This window comes from Kribbella sp. NBC_00359 (genome assembly GCF_036097425.1).
Taxonomy (GTDB): domain Bacteria; phylum Actinomycetota; class Actinomycetes; order Propionibacteriales; family Kribbellaceae; genus Kribbella.
In genome coordinates, this window is the sequence record NZ_CP107975.1 from 1,452,838 (window position 1) to 1,474,978 (window position 22,141).

A 22,141-nucleotide genomic window follows, 5' to 3' on the forward strand; every position below is an offset into this window, starting at 1 on the left:
GCGCGGTGGCCTGATGGCACTCGTGGTCGGCGTCGTCGGCCCGGAGGACCTGGTCCAGCGCGTGATCGCGGTCGGCCCGCCGAGCGGCGCGACCCTGCTCGCACTTCCCTACCGCCACGAGACCGAGGCCGTCGAGCTGGTCGAGCAGGCGCACGAACAGGTCGACGCGCTGCTGTTCACCGGCGTCGTGCCGTACACGATCGCCACCGAGGCCGGCGTGATCGACCGGCCGGCGATGTACGTGTCGTACGACGGGGCCACGCTGCTCCGGGCCCTGGTCGAGCTGCTGCGGCTCGGTCACAACGTCACCCAGTTCTCGATCGACACGCTGCGCCGCAGTGAGGTGCTGGAGACGCTGATCGAGGCCAAGCTGCCGACCGACCAGATCCACGTGCTGCCGTACCGGCCTGGCCTCACCTCCGACGACATCGTCGCGTTCCACCGGATCGCGCGCGACAAGCACGACACGAAGGTCGCGATCAGCTGCCTGGGCTCGGCCTTCCACCTGCTCGAGAACGAGATGCCCTCGGTCCGGCTGGCCCCGTCGCGGTACTCGATCCGCTCGACCCTGCAAGCCTTGGTCCTGACCACGACCGGGCAACACGTCGGGGACGCGCAGGTCGCGCTCGGCGTGATCGCCCTGCCCGAGCCGGACGACGCCCTGGCCGGCGACCTGATCACGCTCGGCGGCAGCCTGGCCGCGCTGCCGGACGGGCGGCACCTGGTCGTCACCACCCGCGGCCTGCTCGAGCAGGCGACCGAACAGTTCACGCGGATGCCCTTACTCGACCACCTCGCGGCGCGGCACAGTACGGCGTACGTCGGTTTCGGCGTCGGACGTACGGCGGCGGAGGCGGAAGCGCTCGCCCGTCGCGCAGTCAGCCGGGCCGAGTCGATCGGCGCGGTCGCCGGCGTCGTGTCGATGTCCGACGACGTCGAGATCGTGATCGAACCCACCGGCGACCAGCCCGCCACCACCCGCGGCACCGAAAGCCTCCCGCTCCTGGCCCGCCGCGTCGGCCTCAACACCCAAACCCTGGCCCGCATGCGAGAACTCACCGCCACCCTCCCCGACGGCCTCACCACCCAAGACGTCGCCGATCACCTCGCCGTCCAACTCCGCACCGCCCGACGCGTCCTGAAACGCCTGGAACGAGCCGGCCTAGCCGCCCCCACCGGCACCCAACAACACGGCCGCACCGGCCGCCCACCCACGGTGTACTTGATCCGCCTCTAACAACTGTGGTCTGACCCACGCGTGCTACGCAGCCACTCCTACGTCGCGCCCGCTACGCGCGCTCCCGCCCGCCCCCCGGCTCAGCGCCGGTGCGTCCTTGCGGGGCTACCGCCCGCGTGATTGCGGGGCTACCGCCCACGTGATTGCGGGGGTACCGCCCGCGTGATTGCGGGGGTACCGCCCGCGTGATTGCGCGCTCCTGCGTCGCGCGCGATCGACTGCTCGGCTCGGCGCTGTCCGCAAGACGAACCCCCGTCACGCCGACCGAGTATCCGGCCGGGTCGGGTCGTCACGACTCATTGGTCGGGCAGGCTGCCAGGGGACAGTTCGTGGTGGGCTGGGACAGGCTATTCCTTGTCTAAGCACCCCAAAAGGTCTCCCAACCCACGGGAGCACGCGTAGCAGGCACGGCGGACGAGTGCCTGCACAGCACGCGTGGGTTACGCAGTTGGCTTGATGATGGTGACGCCGGCGGGGGTGCCGTTCGACAACGCCGCAAGAGCCGCTGGGGTTTGTTCCAGCGTGATGGTGCGGGTGATCAGGTCGGCTGGCTTTAGCTTGCCTCGGGCAACTAGATCCAGCATCTCCGGGTAGGCGTGGGCGGGCATACCGTGGCTGCCTAGCCACTGGAGTTCTTGGCCGATGAGACGGCTCACGTCTAGATGGACGCCGGAGGGGAGGAGGCCGACCTGGAGGTGGCGGCCGCGGGGGCGGAGGGCTTGTAGGGCTTGTTGGACGATGTCGTTGGAGCCCAGGGCGTCCATCGTCACGTGGGCGCCGCCGGCGGTGAGGTCGCGGATCTCCTGGACGGTGTCCGGTGACGCCACCAGCAGGTCGGTGGCGCCGTACTCGCGGGCCAGCTTCAACGCCGACGGGTTGGTGTCGACTGCAATCACCCGGGCGCCCAGGGACGCGGCGATCATCACGGCGGAGAGGCCGACGCCGCCGCAGCCGAAGATCGCGACGGTTTCGCCGGCGGTGAGCCGGCCGACCTGGCGGATGGCGCGGAACGACGTGGCGAAGCGGCAGCCCAGCCCTGCCGCGGTGGCGAAGTCCAGCTCATCGGGCAGGCGGACCAGGTTGACCTGTGCGTACGGCACGGCGACGTACTCGGCGAAGGAGCCCCAGTAGGTGAAGCCGGGCTGCTGCTGGCGAAGGCACACCTGCTGGTTGCCCTCGCGGCACTGCTCACACGACCCGCACGCGCAGATGAACGGCGTCGTCACCCGGTCGCCGACCTGCCACCCTGTGACTCCCGCACCGACCGCGGCGATCGTCCCGGCGAGCTCATGACCAGGCACGTGCGGCAGCACGATGTCCGCGTCGTGGCCCATCCACCCGTGCCAGTCACTCCGGCACAGCCCGGTCGCCTCGACCTTCAGGACGACCGCACCCTCCGCCGGCCCGGGCCGCGGAACCTCGTGTACGACGGGCAGAACGCCGTACTCCTCGATGACGACAGCGCGCACCAAGGCATCGTAGTCAGCCGACGCAGAACTCGTTGCCCTCGGGATCGAGCATCACGATGTGGCCGAGGACGTCGGGACCGTAGAACTCCTCGCGCACCTCGGTCGCACCGAGGCCGACGAGTTCCACAGCCTTGGTCCGCATCCGCTCGGCCGCGGCGGAATCACGAAGAGGCCCCGCCACGCGGATGTCGATGTGGAGCCGGTTCTTCGAGGTCTTGGGCTCGGGCACCCGGAGGAACCCGATCGCCGGCCCGACGTCGTCGGGGTCCACGATCGAGGCTCCGTCTGGATCGTCGTACCCGGGCTCGATGATGTAGCCGAGCGCCGCCGCCCAGAACTCCGCCAGCCGCTGCGGCTCGGCCGCGTCCCCACCAAGGGTCCAGTTGGTCGCCATGGCGGGAACGTTAGCGCCCATTCCGGACGATCCACGCCCGGAACAACAGATCAGCCGCCGGCGACCGCCGGGATGATCGAGACCTGCCCACCGTCCTTGATCGAGGTCTGCAGGCCGTCGGCGAAGCGTACGTCGTCATCGTCGACGTACACGTTCACGAATCGGCGCAGCTCGCCCGACTCGTCCAGGACCCGGCCCTTGATGCCCGGGTACGAGCCGTCCAGCGAGTCGAGCACCTCGATCAGCGTGGAACCCTCGGCGGACACCTCGGACACGCCCTGGGTGTAGGGCCGCAGGATGGTCGGGACGCGAACGCTCACACTCACTGCAGGCCTGCCTTCACGAAGGCGTCGTACGACGCGGGGATGGTCACCTTGGGGCCGACCCGGTCGGCCACGGCGTCGAGCGTCTTCAGCCCGTCGCCGGAGTTGATGATCACGGTCTCGGCCTCGGGGTCGAGCTGCCCGGTGGCGATCAGCTTCCTCAGCGTCGCGACCGTCACGCCGCCCGCGGTCTCGGCGAAGATGCCCTCGGTCCGGGCCAGCAACTGGATGCCCTCGATGACTTCCTCGTCGCTGACGTCCTCGATCGCTCCACCGGTACGGCGGGCGACGTCGAGCACATACGGTCCGTCGGCCGGGTTCCCGATCGCCAGCGACTTGGCGATGGTGTCCGGGCGAACCGGCTTGACCACGTCGTGGCCGTCCCGGAACGCCTGCGCCACGGGCGAGCAGCCGGTGGCCTGAGCGCCGTACACCTTGTAGTCGGTGGCGTCGACGAGGCCGAGCTTGCCGAGCTCGGTGAAGCCCTTGTCGATCTTGGTCAGCTGCGAGCCGGACGCGACCGGGATGACGAGCTGCTGCGGGATCCGCCAGCCGAGCTGCTCGGCGATCTCGAAGGCGAGGGTCTTGGAGCCTTCGGAGTAGTACGGCCGCACGTTGACGTTGACGAACGCCCAGCCCTCCTCCTCACCGGCGATCTCGGAGGCCAGCTTGTTCACGTCGTCGTAGTTGCCCTCGACGGCGACCAGGGTCCCGCCGTACACGGCGGTGGTGATCACCTTCGGGCGCTCGAGGTCGTGCGGGATGAACACGACCGAGCGGATGCCGGCGCGGGCGGCGGCCGCGGCGACGGCGTTGGCCAGGTTGCCGGTGGAGGGGCAGGCGAAGACCGTCATGCCGAGCTCGCGGGTGGCGCTCAGGGCGGACGCGACCACGCGGTCCTTGAAGGAGTGGGTCGGGTTGCCGGAGTCGTCCTTCACCCACAGCTTGCGCAGCCCCAGCTCGCGGGCCAGGTTCTGCGCGTCGACGAGCCGGGTGTAGCCGGGCTCGGTGTTCGGGAAGCTGGCCACGTCGACCGGGACGGGCAGCAAGGGCTGGTAGCGCCAGATGTTCTTGGGACCGGCCTCGATCTGCTCCCGCGTGATCGTCGGGTACTCGTACCCGACCTCGAGCGGACCGAAGCACTCCATACAGGCGTAGAACGGACCGAGCGGCGACTTCGCCCCGCAGGCGCGACAGCTCAGGTGCGTACCGTTGCCGAAGGCACCTTCGCGGATCGTGTGGGTGGCGGCGGTCAGGCTCATGAGTGAGGTTCCCCTCTCATCTTCCCCGGAACCGGATCTCGGCACGGGACGGATTTGGCACCGTTCCGCCGCGAGGGCCCCGGACTGGGACCTCAACGGGGAGGGTTGCCGGGACTTCAACGGGCCGTTTCCCTCAGTCCCTCTGGATGAGCTCCCCCGAGATTACCCAATAGGGTCCATATTGTGTCTTCCGTTCCCACTATCCGAGACGCTCGATCTCAGCCGGCCCGGTCCCGACGCCGGTCGAGCATGCGCATCATCGGTGTCGCCGCGACGCCGTGAACGACCACGCTCAGTACGACGGTGAAACCGACCGTCGCCCACAACCAGGGCAACTCGGTGTGGAACTCGGCCCCGGCGTACGCCAGATAGAACACCGACCCGACACCACGGACTCCGAACGCGGCCGTCACCCATCGCTCGGAGCGGCGCATCGGGGTCCCGGCCAGCGCGACCCACGCGGTCACTGGTCGGATCACCAGCACGAGCAGCAGTCCCAGCGCGGCGCCGGTCGCGGTCAGCGGGCGGAGCAGCCCGGCCGTGATCGCCGATCCGAGCAGCAGCAGAATCCCCCAGGTCAGAATGTGCTCGAGCTGCTCGACGAATCCGTGCAGTTCCTCGTGGAAGTCGTGCTGCCGCTCGGCCGCCCGGAGCGCCAGCGCCGCGACGAACACGGCTAGGAAGCCGTAGCCGTGGAGCACCTGAGCGAGGCCGTAGACACCCAGCGTCATCGCGAGGGCCAGCACGGGTTCCCGTGAGTCGGCCAGGCGGAAGGTCCGCGAAGGCGCGGAAAAGGCCATCCGGCCGAGCAACCAGCCCACGCCCGCACCGACCGCCACGCCGATCGCGATCCGGCCGACCAGGTCCCAGGCGAACCACTCGAGCGCCCAGTTGCCCACGGATCCCTTGGTGACCGCGAACACCGCGGCGTACACGAACGGGAACGCCAGACCGTCGTTCAGACCCGCCTCGGAGGTGAGTGCGAAGCGGACCTCGTCGTCCTCCTCGGGCTCGGCGCCCGCGCCGGTCGACGGCCCCTGCACCTGGACGTCCGAGGCGAGCACCGGATCGGTCGGGGCGAGGACTGCGCCCAGCAGCAGAGCGGTCGCCGGGGCCAGCCCGAGCAGCCAGCCGGCACCGGCCACCGCGGCGATGCAGGCGGGCATGGCCACGAGCAGAAGACGCCAGGTCACCATCCATCGGCGCCATCCGATCGGCCGGTCGATCGCCAGGCCGACGCCCATCAACGCGACCAGGATCGTCAGCTCGGCGAGGTGCTTGACGATCCCGGTCTCCACGATCGGGCTCAGGTGGGTGCGGTCGACGGCCAGGCCCAGCAGTACGCCGGCGCCGAGGAACCCGATCGGCGCCGAGACGGCGTACCGGCGAAGCATGCGGGGCAGGACCGCCCCGAGCAACAGGGCCAGCCCTGCCACCAGGTAGAGCCCGTCCCCGTTGATCGTCATGGTGGCGATCCTGTGCCCCTGGCGGAGTTACCTCAAGCGATGCGTCGCGCCGGGCGTGTGCGTGGGCAGCGCCATCCGAGGGCCGTAGCGGGGATGACCGATTCCGGTGAGCTCCAACAGGCGCTGGACACGGAAGCGATGACCGCGGTAGGGCTCGATGAGTTCGGCACAGCCCTCGTCGTCGAGCTCCTCGCCGATGAGGGCGTAGGAGACATCGCGGGACACGTGATAGTCCGCAAACGAGAACGCGTCGGCGTCGCCGTGGGCGCGCTGCCGCACTTCGGCCGCGGTCCACACCCCGACGCCGGGGAGTGATCGCAGCCGCCGCTCGATCTCGGCCGAGTCGGTCAGCTCGAGCGTCCGCTCCAGCGCCTTCGCCCGGGTCGCGGCTGTCACGACCACGCGGGACCGACGATTCTCCACGCCGGCCCGCAGCCACTGCCACGACGGAATCAGCCGCCACTCCTCCGGTGCCGGCGGCACCATCATCACGCGGCCGTCCGGCGCAGACGGGCCCGGCGCGGGTTCGCCGTACTCACGGAGCAGAACCCGCCAGGCGCGGAACGCCTCCTTGCCGGTGACAACCTGCTCGATCCCCGCGGCCGCCATCGCCTCGAACACCGCCCGCGTCCGCGGCACCCGGACATGCGGGAACCGCCGCGCCGCATCCACCAGCGCGCGATGCTCCGGCAACGGCTCGAACCCGTCCCAACTGTCCGCGTCGCCCAGCAGCTCCGGCACCCCGTCGAGCGCCCACGCAGCCCCCGGCCCCCAGGCCTCGGCCTCCACCTCCCCGGCGTACGGCGTCAGCCGCAGAAGCACCGGTCCATCCGGCGTCCGCGTCGCCCGCCACACGGTCCGTCCCCCCGGATCGAACACGTACGCCGGGTCCCCCGGCCCCTTCCGCAGCCCTCCGATCACCGAATGCGGATCCACCACCCGCCCAGCCCGCCAGACCCGCACCACCGAACTCACCCGCCAAGTCTTACTCACCCCGCCGACAACTAGCGGATCGGCGTCGGCGCCGCGGCCAACCGCTCGCGCATCCACGGGTAGGGATCGACCAACGGCTCGCGGGTGGAGAGTGCGTTCTGCACGAGTTCGGCGAGGCGATCGCCCATCACGTAATGCCGTCCTTTGGTCTCACCGACCGAGCGCAGCAGCCCCAGTTCGGTGAGCCTCGCCAGGTCGCGGCTGGCTGTCCGCTCCTCGATGCCCGCTCGGCGGACGTACGTCGAGCGGCGCATACGGAAGCCGAGCGACGCGTCGAACAGCTCGTCAGCGACGCGCTCCGCCAAGCCGAACTGCGAGATCAGCTCATCGAAAGCCAGCCACAACTTGCCCGCTTCGCGATACCGCCGCCGTACCGTCTGCGCCTGGATGTGATGCGCGCGCAGGTTGAACTTGACCCAGAGTGCGGCCGACCGCTCGGGATGCCACGCGCCGGCGCCGGTCGCGGCCAGCACTCGGTAGTAGTCCTCGGTGTTGCTGCCCAGCCACTCCTCGATGCTGGAGAACGCCGGCTCGCCAATTCCTCCGCGGGACAGAACAAGCGTCTGCAGGGCTCTGGCCATCCGGCCGTTGCCGTCGCGGAACGGATGGATCATCACCAGGTTCAGGTGCGCCATCGCGGCGTCCACGAGGGGATCCACCGCTTCGTCGGCGTCCAACCCGCCCATCAGCTCGGCCACGAGATCAGGCACCTCGTCCGCAGGTGGACCCTCGTAGACGTTCTCGCCGGTGGTCTCGTCATGCACGTAGACGACGCCCTGCCGATAGCTGCCCGGACTCTTGGCCAGGTCGTGGCTCAGCATCATGAAATGCATGCCGCGGACAGCCGACACGTCCAGCCGGAAGTCCGCGTCCTTCGCCATCGCCAGCACGTAGCCGAGCGCCTGCCGGTATCCCCGGATCTCGGCGAACGTACGCTCGTCGGTGCTCAACGCCTCCTCGTCATCCAACGCGGCCACCGCGTCGTCGAGCTTGACGTCGTACCCCTCGATGCTGTTGGAGCCCTGGATCGCCCGCGCGAGCATGCTCCGCCGCAACCCGCCGGCCCAGCGCCGAGGCACGCGGAGGATGTCGGCGAGCTCGGATCGGAACGCGTGGATCTGCTCGAGGACCTGTCGATCCTCGAGATCCGGCTCCGGCGTGCTGAAGATGGTCACTGGCCTCGATGCCCCGATGTCTCAATGTCTTAATTCTTAGGACATCGTACGCCGAGGTCCTAATGATTGCGACATCGAGACAAAGCGCAGTCACCGAGCCGATACTGAGGCCCATGACCGGGTGGGAGCGGGTGAAGGTGGTGGGGAACTTCGTCAATCTGACGACCTTGGTCGGGCTCGCGGTCGGGGTGATCGGGCGGGCCAGGGTCAGTCGGGGGCCGCGGGGGTTGTACTTCGCGAACGGGTACAAGCTGGGGTTCCCGATCGCGGGGGCGTTCACGATCGGGAACGTCGTCCTGAGCAAGAACGAGCGCACGTACTTCGACGACGCGGCGCTGGTGCGGCACGAGGAGCGGCACTCGTGGCAGTACTTCTGCCTGCTCGGGTTGCCACTGTTCCCGCTGTACGTCGTCGGCGTGGTGATCTCGTTCCTGCTCACCGGCGATCCGGCGTCGCGCAACCCGTTCGAGCGGCTGGCCAACCTCAAGGACGGCGGCTATGTCGAACGGCCGATCCAGCCGATCGGCAAGACCGTGACGCAGGCGTTCAGCGTGCTGCGATCGCGTCCGAAAGGGCCGTGAGGACAGTCACCACGCCCGTGGGGTCGTCCACCACGATGTCCGCGGCCTGGATCAGCTCGGTCGCGTCCGACGAGCGGGTGGCCAGCAGTACGGCGCGCAGTCCGGTCTTGCGATGCTCTTCGACCGCCCGGAACGCAGCCAGGTCACCCAGGTCGTCACCGGCGTACAGGATCGACCGGGCATCCGTGGACTCGATCAGCCGTCGGAGCGCGACACCCTTGTCGATGCCCGGTGGCCGGAGCTCCAGGACCAGGTTGCCGGGCTCCAGGCGCAGCTCGGTCGACTCGGCCAGCTCGGTCAGCGGCGTACGCAGCCTGTCCAGCGCACCGGTCGGATCGGCGAGCCGGCGCGTGTGCACGGCCAGCGAGCTTTCCTTGTCCTCCACGTGAGCGTCCGGTACGCCTGCCTCGCGCAGCAGCTCGGGCAGCCGGGCGCGTGCTTCTTCAACACCAGCCGGGACCGGGTCACTGGTCACCATGCCGGTCGCCGCGTCCCACCGCTCCAGCCCGTAGTGCCCCAGTACGACGAGGCCCCCGAGGCCGGGATGGCCCGTCACGCCGGTGAGCTCGGTGGCCACGAGCGCCGGACGGCCGGTGACGATCGCCACCTGCTTGACCGAGCGGGCCAGCCGTGCCAATGCGTCGAGGGAGCCCTCGACGGGCCGGGACATGGCCGGGTCCTCGACCAGCGGCGCGAGTACGCCGTCGAAGTCGGTGGAGATCACCGCGGTGGCCGGGTCGGCGACGATCGCCTCCCACCCTTCGCGACCGGCGTCGGTCTGGATGACCGGAGTACTCATCCCGCGTAGTCCGAGGTCAGGATCACGGTGAGGCGGTCCTTCTTCATGTTGTCCAGCGCGCCCTTGGTCCGGCCGACGCCGATGTCACGGGCGAGCTCGTTGGCAGCGTCGAGCATGCCCGGCGGGTAGTAGACCGTGCTCTCGGCGATCTTGCCGTGCCAGTTGTCGGCGCCGGCCACAGTCCAGCCAGCCTGCCGCGCCCGGCCCGCGACCGAGTCGGCCAGGCCCTTCCGCGAGGTGTTGTTGTAGATCTCCGCGGCCGGTCGCTCAGCCGCCGGGATGGTCGTCGGCTGCGTCGCCGGCGGCTGGGTCGGCTGCGAGCTCGGCTCGGTCGTGGGCGCGGTGGTGGGCGTGGACGACGGGGCCTGCGGAGGCGTGGTGGCCGGCTCGGTCGGCTCCGACGACGGCCCGGGGATGCTGGCGGCGATCGTCGACGGCCCGGACGTGGGCTTCGTGCTCGGCTTCGGGGTGGTCGCGCCCGACGGCTCGTCGGCCTGACTGTCGTGCCCGCGGGTGCCGAACAGCACCAGCAGGCCCGCCACGATCGCGACGACCGCGGCCACGGCGACGAGCGACGAGAGGACCTGGCCCCGATCGCCCTTCGGGCGGGACATGGTCAGACCTCGATGCCCAGCCGGCGTGCGGAGCGGGCGCGCTGCCGGGCCGCGCGGAGGCGGCGCAGGCGCTTGACCAGCAACGGGTCGTGAGCGAGGGCCTCGGGCCGGTCGATCAGCGCGTTCAGGACCTGGTAGTAGCGGGTGGCCGACATCTGGAACTGGTCCCGGATCGCCTGCTCCTTGGCACCGGCGTACTTCCACCAGTGCCGCTCGAACGCGAGGATTGCCCCGTCACGCTCGGTGAGTCCGGCAACGGCCGGCGACGCAGCTTCGGCTGGGCCGGGAGAGCTGGCGTTGGCGCTGTCCATTTGCTGGTGACTCCTGTGCGGTCGGTGATCGTCCGTCCGGGCTCCACACTACGGTTGAACAACAGCGATGTCATTCACCGGTCGGGCGACACGAAGCGTGTCGTTGAGCGGACAGCCAGACGCGGTCAACTCTGGCAGGATCGAGGGGGTGAGCTCAACTCTCTCCAGCATGGCGCTGGTGGAAGAGCTGCAGGCCAAGAGCCGTGAGGTGGACCCGCTGGTCAACGCCATCTGCACGCCCAACCCCGCCGCTCTCACCCAAGCCGCCCAACTCGACACGGAGCGTCGCGAAGGCCGGGTCCGTGGCCCGCTGCACGGCGTACCGGTCCTGGTCAAGGACAACATCGACACCGCCGACCTGCCGACCACGGCCGGCTCCCTGGCACTGGCCGATCAGCCGCCGCCACCGGACGACGCCCCACTGGTACGGCGGCTCCGTGAGGCGGGCTGTGTCGTCCTGGGCAAGACCAACCTGAGCGAGTGGGCCAACTTCCGCGGCTCGGCGTCCTCCTCCGGCTGGAGCGCGTACGGCGGTCTGACACGCAACCCGTACGCGTTGAACCGTTCGGCCGGCGGCTCCTCGAGCGGATCGGGCGCAGCGGTCGCCGCAGGACTCGCCGAGTACGCGATCGGCACCGAGACCAACGGTTCGATCGTCTGCCCGGCCGCACTGAACGGCATCGTCGGCCTGAAGCCCACAGTGGGCCTCATTCCGCAGCAGGGCATCGTCCCGATCTCACACTCGCAGGACACCGCCGGACCGATGACCAGGACGGTCACCCAGGCGGCAGCGCTGCTCTCGGTGATGACAGGCAGCAGGACCGACTACACCGAGCATTGCCGTGGTGCCGACCTCCGCGACATGCGGATCGGCGTACCGCGCGGTCCGCTCTGGGGCTACTCGATCGGCCTCGACCAGGTCACCGAGCAGGCGCTGGAGACGCTCAGCCGCTGTGGAGCCACCCTGGTCGACCAGCTGTCGTTGCCGACGCCCGGTGGCGACGAGGACCAGCTCCAGGTGCTGGCCCACGAGCTCAAGGTCGACCTGACGGCGTACCTGGCCACCCGGGTGCCCGGCGGTCCGCGGACGCTGGACGACTTGATCGCGTTCAACCGGGAGCATGCGGACGTCGAGCTTCAGTGGTTCGGCCAGGAGCTGTTCGAGCGGGCCGCGGCCACGGAGGGGCTGAGTTCCCCGATCTATGTCGCCTCCCGGCTGACGGCTCTCCGGGCCGGCCGGGACGGGATCGACGGTCTGCTCCGGGACAACCAGCTCGACGCGCTGGTCTGCCCGTCGTACTCCCCGGCCTGGGCCATCGACCTGGTCAACGGCGACCACGTGCTCGGTAGCTCGTCCTCCCACGCCGCCCTGGCCGGCTACCCGCTGCTCTCGGTGCCGTCCGGGCTGGTTGCCGGATTGCCGGTCGGGATCACGTTCAGTGGCACCGCGCGGAGTGATGCCACGCTCATTCGCTTGGCTCACGCCTTCGAAACAGCGAGAATCGCAGCAGACGGACCGTTCCCGACCCCGGAGTTAACCCAGTGGGTGTAGATCGCGTCAGGTGGGGCATCGTTGCTACGGGCAACATCTCCACGTCGTTCACGAGGGATCTGAAGCTGCTCGCAGACGACGCCGAGGTGACCGCGGTCGCGTCCCGTTCCCAGACCAGCGCGGACCGGTTCGCCGCCGAATTCGGCATCGAGCAGGGGTACGGCGACTACCGCCGGATGATCGATTCGGGCACCGTCGACGTGATCTACATCGGTACACCACACCCACAGCACTACGCGATCGCCCGTGCCGCGTTACAGGCCGGAGTCGCGGTCCTCTGCGAGAAGCCGGTCACGCTGACCGCCGAGCAGGCCCGCGACCTGATCGCGGTCGCCACCGAGCACAAGACACTGTTCGCCGAGGCGATGTGGATGCGGACCAACCCGGTCATCCAGGCCTTCTTCAAGGAGCTGGACAGCGGTGTGATCGGCGAGCCACAGCAAGTGGTCGCGGACTTCGCCTTCTACAAGCCGTCGTTGCCCACCCGCCTGCTCGACCCGGCGCTCGGTGGTGGCTCGCTGATGGACGGCGGCATCTATCCCATGACGTTCGCCTATATGGCTCTGGGTCGCCCGGCCGAACTGAAGGCCGTCGGCTCGCTCAACGACGACGGCATCGACCTGAACGTGGCGATGGCCTGGCGCCACGACTCCGGCGCGGTCGCCGCGCTCACCTGCGGGCTGCGATCGCAGAACCCGTGGGTGGCGTCGGTGAGTGGCCCGGAGGGCAGTCTGCAGTTGCCACACCGCTTCCACCACCCCGAGTACTACGTGCGCAGTACGGCTGCCGGCGCGGAGCGGATCGACGTACCGGTGCATGGCCTTGGGTACCACTACGAAGCCACCGCAGTGATGCAGGCGCTGCGCGACGGACGGACCGAGGTGCCGTCGCTGCCGCATGCCTCGACACTCGAGATCCTCGAACTGCTCGACGAGACCCGGAGCCAGATCGGGGTCCGCTACCCCGGTGACGACGACGACCTGAGTGGATGAGGCTGATATGCCGAACGGACGAAGTTCCTTCGTGGTGGTGGCCAACCGGCTGCCGGTCGACCGGATCGAGATGCCCGACGGCAGTACGGCGTGGCGCCGCAGCCCCGGCGGACTCGTCACCGCCCTGGCGCCGGTGATGCAGCGGCACCACGGCGCGTGGATCGGCTGGACCGGGAGCGCGGACGAGAAGGTGGACCCGTTCGAGGCCGACGGGATGCAACTGGTGCCGGTGATGCTGTCGGCCGAGGACGTGCAGCTGTACTACGAGGGCTTCTCCAACGCCACGCTCTGGCCGCTGTACCACGACGTGATCGTGGCGCCGGAGTTCCACCGTGAGTGGTGGGAGTCGTACGTGGCGGTGAACCGCCGGTTCGCCGAGGCCGCCGCGGACGCCGCCGACGACGGCGCGGACGTCTGGGTGCACGACTACCAGCTGCAGCTGGTTCCGGCGATGCTGCGCCGGCTGCGGCCCGACGTACGGATCGGGTTCTTCCTGCACATCCCGTTCCCGCCGACCGAGCTGTTCGCGCAGATGCCGTGGCGGCGGCAGATCCTGGACGGGCTGATGGGCGCGGACCTGGTCGGCTTCCAGAGACCCGGCGCCGCGTCGAACTTCGCCCGCCTGGCCCGCAACCGGATGGGCCTGCGCACCCGCGGCGACCGCATCCACCTGCCCGACGACCGGATCGTCCGGGCCAAGGCGTTCCCGATCTCCATCGACGTCGGCGAGCTGGAGAACCTCGCCCGCAAGCCGGAGACCGCGGCCCGCGCCGCCGAGATGCGCCAGGAGGTCGGCAACCCCGCGCACATCCTGCTCGGCGTCGACCGGCTCGACTACACGAAGGGCATCCGGCAGCGGCTGCGCGCGTTCGGCGAGCTGCTGGACGAGAAGCGCGTGTCGGTCGACGATGCCGTGTTCATCCAGGTGGCGACGCCGTCGCGGGAGCGCGTCGAGCAGTACCGCGTACTCCGCGACGAGATCGAGCTGCTGGTCGGCCGGATCAACGGCGAACACGGCCGGATCGGCACGCCGGCGATCAACTACCTGCACACGTCGTACTCGCGGACCGAGATGGCCGCCCTGTTCCGGGCCGCGGACGTCGCCGTGGTGACCCCGCTCCGAGACGGCATGAACCTGGTCGCCAAGGAGTACGTCGCCACCCGGTACGACGACACGGGCGCATTGGTGCTGAGTGAGTTCGCCGGCGCGGCGGACGAGTTCCGGCAGGCGTTCCTGGTGAACCCGCACGACATCAACGGTATGAAAGACACCATCGTCGATGCGATGAACACCGACGACCGCCAGCTCGGCCGCCGGATGAAGGCGATGCGCAAGCACCTGGCCGCGCACGACGTGAACGTGTGGGCGGCGAGCTTCCTGAAGGCGCTGCATGACGAAGACTGACAGCCGGGTTCCGGCCCGATGAGCACGATCGACGGCCGGGTACTGGCGCTTGACCTGGGTACGTCGTCGGCCCGCGCGCTGGTGTTGTCCGTCGACGATGCAGCACCGGTCCCCGGCGCCCTGGCCCGGCACAAGATCTCGCCCACCTACGCCACCGGCGGCTCGGCGACCCTGGACCTGCACGGGTACGTCGAGGGCCTGCTGGGCTGCCTCGACGAGCTCCAGCAGAACGGTCACCTGGACGGCATCGCCGCGATCGTGCTGTCCTCGCAGTGGCACTCGATCGTTGCCCTCGACAACAAGGGCTACGCGCTGACGCCGGTGATCACCTGGGCGGACACGCGATCCGTCGATCTCGACCTGGGCTCGTCGTTCGACGAGCATGCCTTCCACGCCCGCACCGGCGCCTGGCTGCATCGGCTCTACTGGACCCGGCGGATCCCCTGGCTGCTCTCATCGTCGTCCCCGGCGACCTTCGCCGGCCTTCCCGACCTGGTGCTGGAGCGGCTGACCGGCGAGCGCGTCACCTCGGTATCGGTCGCCTCCGGGACCGGCACGCTCGACCTCGCCACGGGCTGGTACGACGACGAGGCGCTCGAGATCGCCCGGGTCAAGGCCGACCGGCTGCCACCGATCGTTCCGACCGGATGGACCGGGACGTTGTCCGCCGAGTACGGACGCCGCTGGCCCGGGCTGGTCGGCGTACCGGTGCATCCGCCGACCGGGGACGGCGCCGCGTCGAACGTCGGGTCCGGTGGGTACGACGAGACCACTGCGGCGGTGACCGTGGGGACGTCGGCCGCCGTACGCGTCGTGCATCCGATCGACGATGCACCGGAGCTGCCGTGGGAGCTGTGGCGCTACCGGGTCGACGACAAGCGGGCGGTGACCGGGATGGCCTTCTCCGCGGCCGGGAACCTGCATGCGTGGCTGACCGGCGTACTGCAACTGGAGTCCGACGAGCCGTCCGGCGTACCGATCGGATCGTCGCGGGTGATCGCGATCCCGTTCATGGCCGGGACCAGGCCACCGGCCACCGTGCCGAGCGGCTCCGGGGTGTACTTCGGACTGTCCTTCGACGACGACGCCGCCAACCTGCTGGCCGCGTCGTTGCAGGGTGCGTCGCTGGAGATCGATCGCGGGCTGCGGATGCTCGATGCGCTCTTCGGGCGGCGGCTGGAGGTCGTACTGGGTGGCGGCGGCATCGACGCGTCGGCCTGGTGGCGGCGCTGCCTCACCGCGACGTTCGGCCGACCCACGACTGTGTGCGCGGAGGCCGAGGTCGGTGCCCGCGGCGCCGCGGCCGTGGCCCTCGGCCTGTCCCCCGAACCAGGCGGCGAACACCTCACCCCGGTCGACGCCGAGGTCGAGCGGATCGCAGTCCTCCGACCACGCTACGAGCAGCTGCGAGAGCTCGCCGTGCAGGCCTCACGCATCTAGCCTCCGCCCCACTGAGACCTTCCTGACGTGACCACGGCCACTGACAGGCCGGGGCGGTGACTGGATCATGGCGCGCATGCTGCGGGAGATGATGAAGTCGAAGGTGCACCGGGCGACGGTGACGCAGGCCGATCTGGATTACGTCGGGTCGTGCACGCTGGACGCCGAGCTGATGGCGGCGGCCGACCTGCTGCCCGGCGAGAAGGTGGACATCGTCGACATCACCAACGGGAACCGGTTGTCGACGTACCTGATCGAGGGGCCGCGCGGGTCCGGGGTGGTCGGGATCAACGGGGCCGCGGCGCACCTGATCCATCCGGGCGATCTGGTCATCCTGATCGCGTACGGGATGTTCGACACCACGGAGGCGAAGGTGTTCGAGCCGAGCGTAGTCTTCGTGGACGAGCACAATGCGATCACCCGCATCGGCTCGGACCCCGCCGAGGCGCTGCCCGACAGCGGCACGCTCCGCGGTGACCATTTGCACACCAAGCGCTGAACGCAGACCCCGCGCCGAGATGAGGACTGGTCGACCATGACCGACACGACCGAGACGACGACCGCAGCTGACACCGCCGCCGAGCCGGGCACCGCTACGAGCACCCCCGCCGGCAGCGCCGCGACCGAGAGTGCCGCCCCGAAGACGGCGTCCCACGACAACGAGCCGAGCCCGAAGCTTCGCGCGTTCATGAACTCGGGCTGGGCCGACTCCGAGCGGCAGGACGTGACGCTCAGCGACGTGGGCGTGTGGGCGGCGAAGCGGCGGGACGCGCTGTCGCAGGCGTTCCCCGGGGAGCGGCTCGTCGTCCCGGCGGGCACCTACAAGGTCCGCTCGAACGACACCGACTACGTGTTCCGCCCGCACACCGACTACGTCTGGCTGGCCGGCGACCAGACCTCGGACGCCGTGCTGGTGCTGGAGCCGAACGGCACCAGCGGCCACGACTCCGTCCTGTACTTCCGCCCGCGCTCCGACCGTGGCGAGGGCGAGGAGTTCTGGCGCGACCGGATGTACGGCGAACTCTGGGCCGGCCGGCGCCCGTCGCTGACCGAGACCGCCAAGGAGTTCGGCATCGAGACCCGGCACGTCGACCGGCTCGCGGACGCGCTCAAGGGCGATGTGCCGACCCGCGTCCGGCGCGGTGAGGACGCCTCACTCACGTCGGTGCTCAGCGGCGCGAAGACCGACGCCGACCGTGACCAGGAACTCGCCGCGACGCTGTCCAAGCTCCGGCTCGTCAAGGACCCGTTCGAGCTCGAGCAGCTCCGCGACGCGGTCGCGATCACGCACCGCGGCTTCTCCGACGTCCTCGCGGAGATGGACAAGGTCCGCGAGTACGGCGAACGCTGGATCGAGGGCACGTTCTGGCGCCGGGCCCGGGCCGAGGGCAACGACGTCGGGTACACCTCGATCGCCGCGGCCGGACAGCACGCGACCACGCTGCACTGGATCGAGAACGACGGCGCAGTGACCGACGGCACGCTGATGCTGCTCGACATGGGCGTGGAGAACCGCCGGCTCTACACCGCGGACATCACCCGCACGCTGCCGGTGAACGGCGAGTTCACCCCGCGCCAGCGCGACCTCTACCAACTGGTGCTGGACGGGCAGAACGCGGGCATCGCCGCGGTCCGGCCGGGCGCCGCGTTCCGCGCCGCGCACGAGGCCGCGATGGAGGTCATCGTGCACGGCCTCGACGCGATGGACCTGCTGCCGGTCTCGGCGGAAGAGGCGCTGGACCCGGAGAGCAGGCTCTACCAGCGGTACACGCTGCACGGGGTCAGCCACATGCTCGGTCTCGACGTCCACGACTGCGCCTCGGCCCGCGACGAGGACTACCGCAAGGGCGAGCTGGAGACCGGCTACGTGCTGACGGTCGAGCCGGGCCTGTACTTCCAGGCCGACGACCTGACCGTGCCGGAGGACCTGCGCGGTATCGGCATCCGGATCGAGGACGACATCCTGGTCACCGACGACGGCGCCGAGAACCTCTCCGAAGCCATGCCCCGCGACATCGAAGGCCTCCGGAACTGGATGGCTTCCTAGAAGGAACTGCCGAAGGGGCGCACGAAGTCTGTGCGCCCCTTCGCCATGTTCGGCCTACTCCGGCGCCTCAAGCTGCCAGGCGCAGCCGCGGTCGAGTGATCCGGTGAAGGCGCGGACGCTGTGCGGGCGTAGCCGGAAGATGCCGCTCGTGACCGGCTCAGGCTCGAGCCGTCCGTACTTCGCGCGCCAGGCCTGGACCACACGGCCGCCGAGCTCGGCCGAGGTCGTCTCCAAGTCCTCCACCCGCCCGTCGAGGATCACGACGTCGTCGGCGCTCTCGAGGTGCACGGCCGCCTGCGGATTCGTGGCCAGGTTACGACCCCACCGAGTCGTCGGCAGACCGTCGAAGTACAGCCCGCGGTCCACCCACACTCCCCACAACGGCGTCACGTGCGGCCGGCCATCCGGCCGCACCGTGGCCAGCCAGTAATTCTTCGCCTCGGTCAGCCGTCCCTCGACGTCCGACCACGACAGAAACCCTTCGCCGGACCGCGGAAACCGATACACCGTCGGCGCCTGCAAGGCTCGCACACTGGGCTCGTCCACCGTCACGACCCGACCCTACGACCACCCACCGACAAACTCCCCGAAACCGAGACGGCGCACAGGCGACCTCAGCTACCACCCGGCAGCCCGCCGCGGGCGGCGGGCTGCCGGTTCGCTTGTCACCAGATGCGGACGCGGTCCTCGGGAGACAGCCACATCCCGTCGGCCTCGGTGATGCCGTAGGTCTGGTGGAACTCGTCGATGTTCTTCACCACCGCGTTGCACCGGAACTCCGGCGGCGAGTGCGGGTCGATCGCGAGCCGTCGCGCCGCCTCCTCGGGCCGCGTCTTCGTCGACCAGGCGTGCGCCCACGACACGAAGAACCGCTCGCTCCCACTCAGCCCGCCGACCTCCGGCGCCTCGCCACCGTCCAGCGACAACTGGTAGGCGACGTACGCGATCGACAGCCCGCCCAGGTCGCCGATGTTCTCGCCGAGCGTGAGCTTGCCGTTCACGTGCTGCCCGGGTGTCTCGTCCGGCGACAGGACGTCGTACTGCGCGACGAGCTTGTCGGTGCGCTGCTCGAAGGCCGCGCGGTCCTCGTCGGTCCACCAGTCGTTCAGGTTGCCGTCGCCGTCGTACCGCGAGCCCTGGTCGTCGAACCCATGGCCGATCTCGTGCCCGATCACGGCACCGATCGCGCCGTAGTTGATCGCGTCGTCGGCCGCCAGGTCGAAGAACGGCGGCCGCAGGATCCCGGCCGGGAAGACGATCTCGTTCATCCGCGGGTTGTAGTACGCGTTGACCGTCTGCGGCGTCATCTTCCACTCGGTCCGGTCCACCGGCTGCCCGAGCTTGGCCAGATCGCGCGCGGTCTCCACCGCGACCGACCGGCGCACGTTGCCGAACAGGTCGGCCGGGTCGACCTCGAGCGCGTCGTAGTCCTTCCACTGGTCCGGGTAACCGATCTTCGGCACGAACGTCCCGAGCTTGTCGAGCGCCCGCTGCCGGGTGTCCGGACCCATCCAGTCCAGCGCCTCGATCCGCTGCCGGTACGCCTCGACCAGGTTCTGCACCAGCTCGACCATGCGGGCCTTCGCGGCCGGCGGGAAGTGCTCGGCGACGTACAGCTTGCCGAGCGCCTCGCCCAGCGCGGACTCGACCGCCCCGACGCCGCGCTTCCACCGCTCGCGCAGCTCGGGCGCACCGGTCAGCGTCTTGCCGTAGAAGGCGAAGTTCTCGTCGACGAAGGCCGCGCTCAGCAGCGGCGCCGCGCTGTGCACGATGCGCCAGCTCAGCCACTCCTTCCACCGGTCCAGCTCGACCTCCTGCAAGGCCGCGGCGGCCGCGGTGAAGAAGTCGGGCTCGCGCACGACGACCTCCGCGAAGGCGCTCTCCGGTACGCCGGCACCCGTCAGCCACGTCGACCAGTCGAAGCCGGGGGTCAGCTCGTCCAGCCCGGCCCGGTCGACCTTGTTGTAGGTCAGCTGGACGTCGCGGTTCTTGACCCGGTCCCAGTGCGCGCCGGCGACCCGGGTCTCCAGCTCCATGATCCGCTCCGCGGCACCCGCCGGATCGGGCAGCCCGGCGAACTCGAGCATCCGCGTCACATGCGCGACGTACGCCGTACGCACCTCGGCGAAGCTGTCCTCGCGGTAGTACGACTCGTCCGGCAGGCTGAGACCGCCCTGCGTGAGGTAGACGATGTTCTCGTCGGACTTCTTGGCGTCGGCGTCGACCCAGTAATGGAAGACCCCCGGCACGCCCTGCAGCTCGAGCTGTCCGAGGGCCGCGACCAGGCCGGGCAGATCCTCGACCCCGCGGACCAGGGCGAGCTGCTCGGCGATCGGCTCGGCGCCGAGTCGCTCGATCGCCTCCTCGTCCATGAAGCTGCTGTACAGATCAGCGATCTTCCGCGGCTCGCTGCCCTCGGGGTGCCCGGCTGCGACGGACTTCTCCACGATCGCGCGGACGTCCTGCTCGGCGGTGTCCCAGAGCGCGTGGAAGGCGCCGTAGATGGCCTTGTCCGCCGGAATCTCGTGCTCTTCCAGCCACGGCCCGTTCGCATAGCGGTACAGGTCGTCCTGCGGCCGCACCGTGCCGGACAGACTCGAACTGTCGATCCCTGCTGTCATCCCTGCCCCTTGTCGCGTGTGGAGTATCTGCCAGCGAACATACCCGGTTGCCGACCGGGCCGTTGTGAACTTTCCACAGGCCCGGCTCGTTGTCCTGGTAAGGACCGGATCAGGAGGACCCCGCCATGTTGCACCTCGTCCGCCGCCTCGCAACGCTGGTGAGCGTGCCCGCACTGATGCTGGGCCTGGTGAGCACCTCGGTCGCCGCCGCCGCGCCCACAACCGGAGCACCCACCAAGCTCAACCTGCCCGACGGGTTCCAGCCGGAAGGCATCGCGATCGCCCGTGGTACGGCGTACTTCGGCTCCCGCGCCGACGGGGACATCTTCGCCGTCGACCTGAAGACCGGCGCCGGCAAGGTGATCAGCCAAGGGCCGGGCACCGGCTCGCTCGGAATGAAGGTGGACCGCTTCGGCCGGCTGTTCGTGGCCGGTGCCGCCGGTGGCAACGGACGGGTGATCGACACCCGGACCGGCCGCGTTCTGGCCAGCTACACCTTCACCACATCGGCGACCACATTCGTGAACGACGTGATCCTGAGCAAGAACGCGGCCTGGTTCACGGACTCGCGGCAGCCGGTGCTCTACAAGCTATCGCTCGGCCGGCACGGCAAGCTGCCCGCGAAGCCCCAGACCATCCCACTGAGCGGCGACTACCAGCACACCGCCGGCAACAACGCGAACGGCATCGCCCTCACCCCGGACGGCCGCGGGCTGATCATCGTGCAGTCCTCGACCGGCTTCCTCTTCCGGGTCGACCCGCGGACCGGAGTCACCAAGCGGATCGACATCGGCGCCGCCGTGATGACGAACGGCGACGGCCTGCTGCTGATCGGCCGGACCCTGTTCGTCGTCCAGAACCTCCTGAACAAGGTCGCCGTCCTCACGCTGAACCAGTCCGGCACCAAGGGCACCTTGGTCCGGGAGGTCACCAGCCCGGACTTCGACGTACCGACGACCGCCGCGGCCTTCGGGGACCGGCTCTACCTGCCGAACGCCCGGTTCACCACGCCGCCGACACCGACCACGGCGTACTGGGCCACCGCGATCTCAGCGACGACCAAGCCGATCAAGCACGCGGTCGACGAAGGTGAGTGCGACCGCATCCGGTTCCTGGCGCCGGCGCAGTAGCCAGGTCAGGAGACAGTGCGGAGGTCGCCCCGGGCCGCGGCTTTGAGGCGACTTCCGCAGGACAAGCGGACGGAGTAGTTGGCCGGGATCGAGAGGGGCTCACCGGTCTGCGGGTTACGGCCGGTGCGCGGGGCGCGCAGCACGCGCTCGATGCTCAGCAGGCCGGTCAGCGAGACCTTGTCGCCCTTGTGCACGGCCTCGGTGACGACATCGCCCAGCGCGTCGAGAACCTTCTCGGCCTGGTTCCGTGGAATGCCCGCCTTCTGCGCCACCCCGGCGACCAACTCGTTGCGGTTCACAGCTCTCCTCAGACTCGACCAACCCTTCGAT

22 protein-coding genes and 1 riboswitch are annotated in these 22,141 nt (G+C 69.7%); of the genes, 9 read left to right on the forward strand and 13 right to left on the reverse strand.

Going from position 1 to position 22,141, the window contains the following annotated elements; genetic code table 11:
• The first annotated feature begins 13 nt into the window (after positions 1 to 13).
• Complete coding sequence (locus OG876_RS07010) at positions 14 to 1,237, forward strand: hypothetical protein (protein ID WP_328523959.1); 1,224 nt, start codon at positions 14 to 16, stop codon at positions 1,235 to 1,237.
• Between the two features lie 440 nt (positions 1,238 to 1,677).
• Here OG876_RS07010 and OG876_RS07015 read toward each other — a convergent pair whose 3' ends face one another.
• The 7 genes from OG876_RS07015 to OG876_RS07045 form a co-directional block, all read right to left on the reverse strand.
• Positions 1,678 to 2,706, reverse strand: a complete 1,029-nt coding sequence (locus OG876_RS07015) for a zinc-dependent alcohol dehydrogenase family protein (RefSeq protein ID WP_328523960.1) — start codon at positions 2,704 to 2,706, stop codon at positions 1,678 to 1,680.
• A 13-nt stretch (positions 2,707 to 2,719) separates the two neighbouring features.
• A complete protein-coding gene (locus tag OG876_RS07020; protein WP_328523961.1) occupies positions 2,720 to 3,100 on the reverse strand; it encodes a VOC family protein in 381 nt (126 codons plus the stop codon).
• Positions 3,101 to 3,150: 50 nt separating this feature from the next.
• Positions 3,151 to 3,426, reverse strand: coding sequence for a ubiquitin-like small modifier protein 1 (locus tag OG876_RS07025; RefSeq protein WP_328523962.1), 276 nt, complete (start codon positions 3,424 to 3,426; stop codon positions 3,151 to 3,153).
• A complete protein-coding gene (gene thrC, locus OG876_RS07030; protein ID WP_328523963.1) occupies positions 3,423 to 4,685 on the reverse strand; it encodes a threonine synthase in 1,263 nt (420 codons plus the stop codon). The genes OG876_RS07025 and thrC overlap by 4 nt, the downstream gene beginning before the upstream one ends.
• A gap of 13 nt (positions 4,686 to 4,698) precedes the next feature.
• Positions 4,699 to 4,838: riboswitch (SAM riboswitch) on the reverse strand.
• A gap of 65 nt (positions 4,839 to 4,903) precedes the next feature.
• On the reverse strand, positions 4,904 to 6,151 hold the full coding sequence (locus tag OG876_RS07035) for a cation:proton antiporter (protein WP_328523964.1): 1,248 nt from the start codon (positions 6,149 to 6,151) through the stop codon (positions 4,904 to 4,906).
• 27 nt (positions 6,152 to 6,178) lie between these two features.
• The gene (locus OG876_RS07040) at positions 6,179 to 7,126 is read right to left on the reverse strand and encodes a DNA-3-methyladenine glycosylase family protein (protein WP_328523965.1); all 948 of its coding nucleotides are present in this window, start codon (positions 7,124 to 7,126) and stop codon (positions 6,179 to 6,181) included.
• Between the two features lie 29 nt (positions 7,127 to 7,155).
• Complete coding sequence (locus tag OG876_RS07045) at positions 7,156 to 8,319, reverse strand: Fic family protein (protein ID WP_328523966.1); 1,164 nt, start codon at positions 8,317 to 8,319, stop codon at positions 7,156 to 7,158.
• A 113-nt stretch (positions 8,320 to 8,432) separates the two neighbouring features.
• On the opposite strand from OG876_RS07045, the gene OG876_RS07050 reads away from it, so the two are divergent.
• Complete coding sequence (locus tag OG876_RS07050) at positions 8,433 to 8,900, forward strand: hypothetical protein (RefSeq protein ID WP_328523967.1); 468 nt, start codon at positions 8,433 to 8,435, stop codon at positions 8,898 to 8,900.
• Here OG876_RS07050 and otsB read toward each other — a convergent pair.
• From otsB to OG876_RS07065, 3 genes are read right to left on the reverse strand one after another with little or no spacing between them, the layout of a single operon-like run.
• The gene (gene otsB / locus OG876_RS07055) at positions 8,866 to 9,699 is read right to left on the reverse strand and encodes a trehalose-phosphatase (RefSeq protein WP_328523968.1); all 834 of its coding nucleotides are present in this window, start codon (positions 9,697 to 9,699) and stop codon (positions 8,866 to 8,868) included. The genes OG876_RS07050 and otsB overlap by 35 nt on opposite strands.
• A complete protein-coding gene (locus tag OG876_RS07060; protein WP_328523969.1) occupies positions 9,696 to 10,313 on the reverse strand; it encodes a LytR C-terminal domain-containing protein in 618 nt (205 codons plus the stop codon). Before OG876_RS07060 ends, otsB begins: the two co-directional genes overlap by 4 nt.
• A gap of 2 nt (positions 10,314 to 10,315) precedes the next feature.
• Positions 10,316 to 10,624: a DUF3263 domain-containing protein gene (locus tag OG876_RS07065; protein ID WP_328523970.1), complete on the reverse strand. Its 309-nt coding sequence runs from the start codon at positions 10,622 to 10,624 to the stop codon at positions 10,316 to 10,318.
• 169 nt (positions 10,625 to 10,793) lie between these two features.
• Between OG876_RS07065 and OG876_RS07070 the strand changes: the two genes are divergently transcribed.
• The 6 genes from OG876_RS07070 to OG876_RS07095 all read left to right on the forward strand — a co-directional run bounded on the left by OG876_RS07070 (position 10,794) and on the right by OG876_RS07095 (position 18,060).
• Positions 10,794 to 12,176: an amidase gene (locus OG876_RS07070; protein ID WP_328523971.1), complete on the forward strand. Its 1,383-nt coding sequence runs from the start codon at positions 10,794 to 10,796 to the stop codon at positions 12,174 to 12,176.
• The gene (locus OG876_RS07075; RefSeq protein ID WP_328523972.1) at positions 12,167 to 13,168 is read left to right on the forward strand and encodes a Gfo/Idh/MocA family protein; all 1,002 of its coding nucleotides are present in this window, start codon (positions 12,167 to 12,169) and stop codon (positions 13,166 to 13,168) included. Before OG876_RS07070 ends, OG876_RS07075 begins: the two co-directional genes overlap by 10 nt.
• Positions 13,169 to 13,175: 7 nt before the next feature.
• The gene (locus tag OG876_RS07080) at positions 13,176 to 14,573 is read left to right on the forward strand and encodes an alpha,alpha-trehalose-phosphate synthase (UDP-forming) (protein ID WP_328523973.1); all 1,398 of its coding nucleotides are present in this window, start codon (positions 13,176 to 13,178) and stop codon (positions 14,571 to 14,573) included.
• Between the two features lie 18 nt (positions 14,574 to 14,591).
• A complete protein-coding gene (locus OG876_RS07085) occupies positions 14,592 to 16,013 on the forward strand; it encodes an FGGY family carbohydrate kinase (protein ID WP_328523974.1) in 1,422 nt (473 codons plus the stop codon).
• Positions 16,014 to 16,089: 76 nt separating this feature from the next.
• Entirely contained in the window at positions 16,090 to 16,512 is a 423-nt protein-coding gene (gene panD / locus OG876_RS07090; protein WP_328523975.1) for an aspartate 1-decarboxylase, read from the forward strand.
• Between the two features lie 36 nt (positions 16,513 to 16,548).
• On the forward strand, positions 16,549 to 18,060 hold the full coding sequence (locus OG876_RS07095; protein WP_328523976.1) for an aminopeptidase P family protein: 1,512 nt from the start codon (positions 16,549 to 16,551) through the stop codon (positions 18,058 to 18,060).
• Positions 18,061 to 18,114: 54 nt separating this feature from the next.
• Here the strand turns inward: OG876_RS07095 and OG876_RS07100 are convergent, their stop codons facing one another.
• Entirely contained in the window at positions 18,115 to 18,612 is a 498-nt protein-coding gene (locus OG876_RS07100; RefSeq protein ID WP_328523977.1) for a pyridoxamine 5'-phosphate oxidase family protein, read from the reverse strand.
• A gap of 113 nt (positions 18,613 to 18,725) precedes the next feature.
• Positions 18,726 to 20,681 carry a M13 family metallopeptidase gene (locus OG876_RS07105; RefSeq protein WP_328523978.1) on the reverse strand — a complete coding sequence of 652 codons (1,956 nt, stop codon included), beginning with the start codon at positions 20,679 to 20,681 and terminating at the stop codon, positions 18,726 to 18,728.
• Positions 20,682 to 20,806: 125 nt separating this feature from the next.
• Here OG876_RS07105 and OG876_RS07110 point away from each other — a divergent pair, with 125 nt between their 5' ends.
• The gene (locus tag OG876_RS07110; RefSeq protein WP_328523979.1) at positions 20,807 to 21,811 is read left to right on the forward strand and encodes an SMP-30/gluconolactonase/LRE family protein; all 1,005 of its coding nucleotides are present in this window, start codon (positions 20,807 to 20,809) and stop codon (positions 21,809 to 21,811) included.
• Between the two features lie 5 nt (positions 21,812 to 21,816).
• Here OG876_RS07110 and OG876_RS07115 read toward each other — a convergent pair whose 3' ends face one another.
• Entirely contained in the window at positions 21,817 to 22,110 is a 294-nt protein-coding gene (locus tag OG876_RS07115) for an HU family DNA-binding protein (protein ID WP_328523980.1), read from the reverse strand.
• Positions 22,111 to 22,141 lie beyond the last annotated feature (31 nt).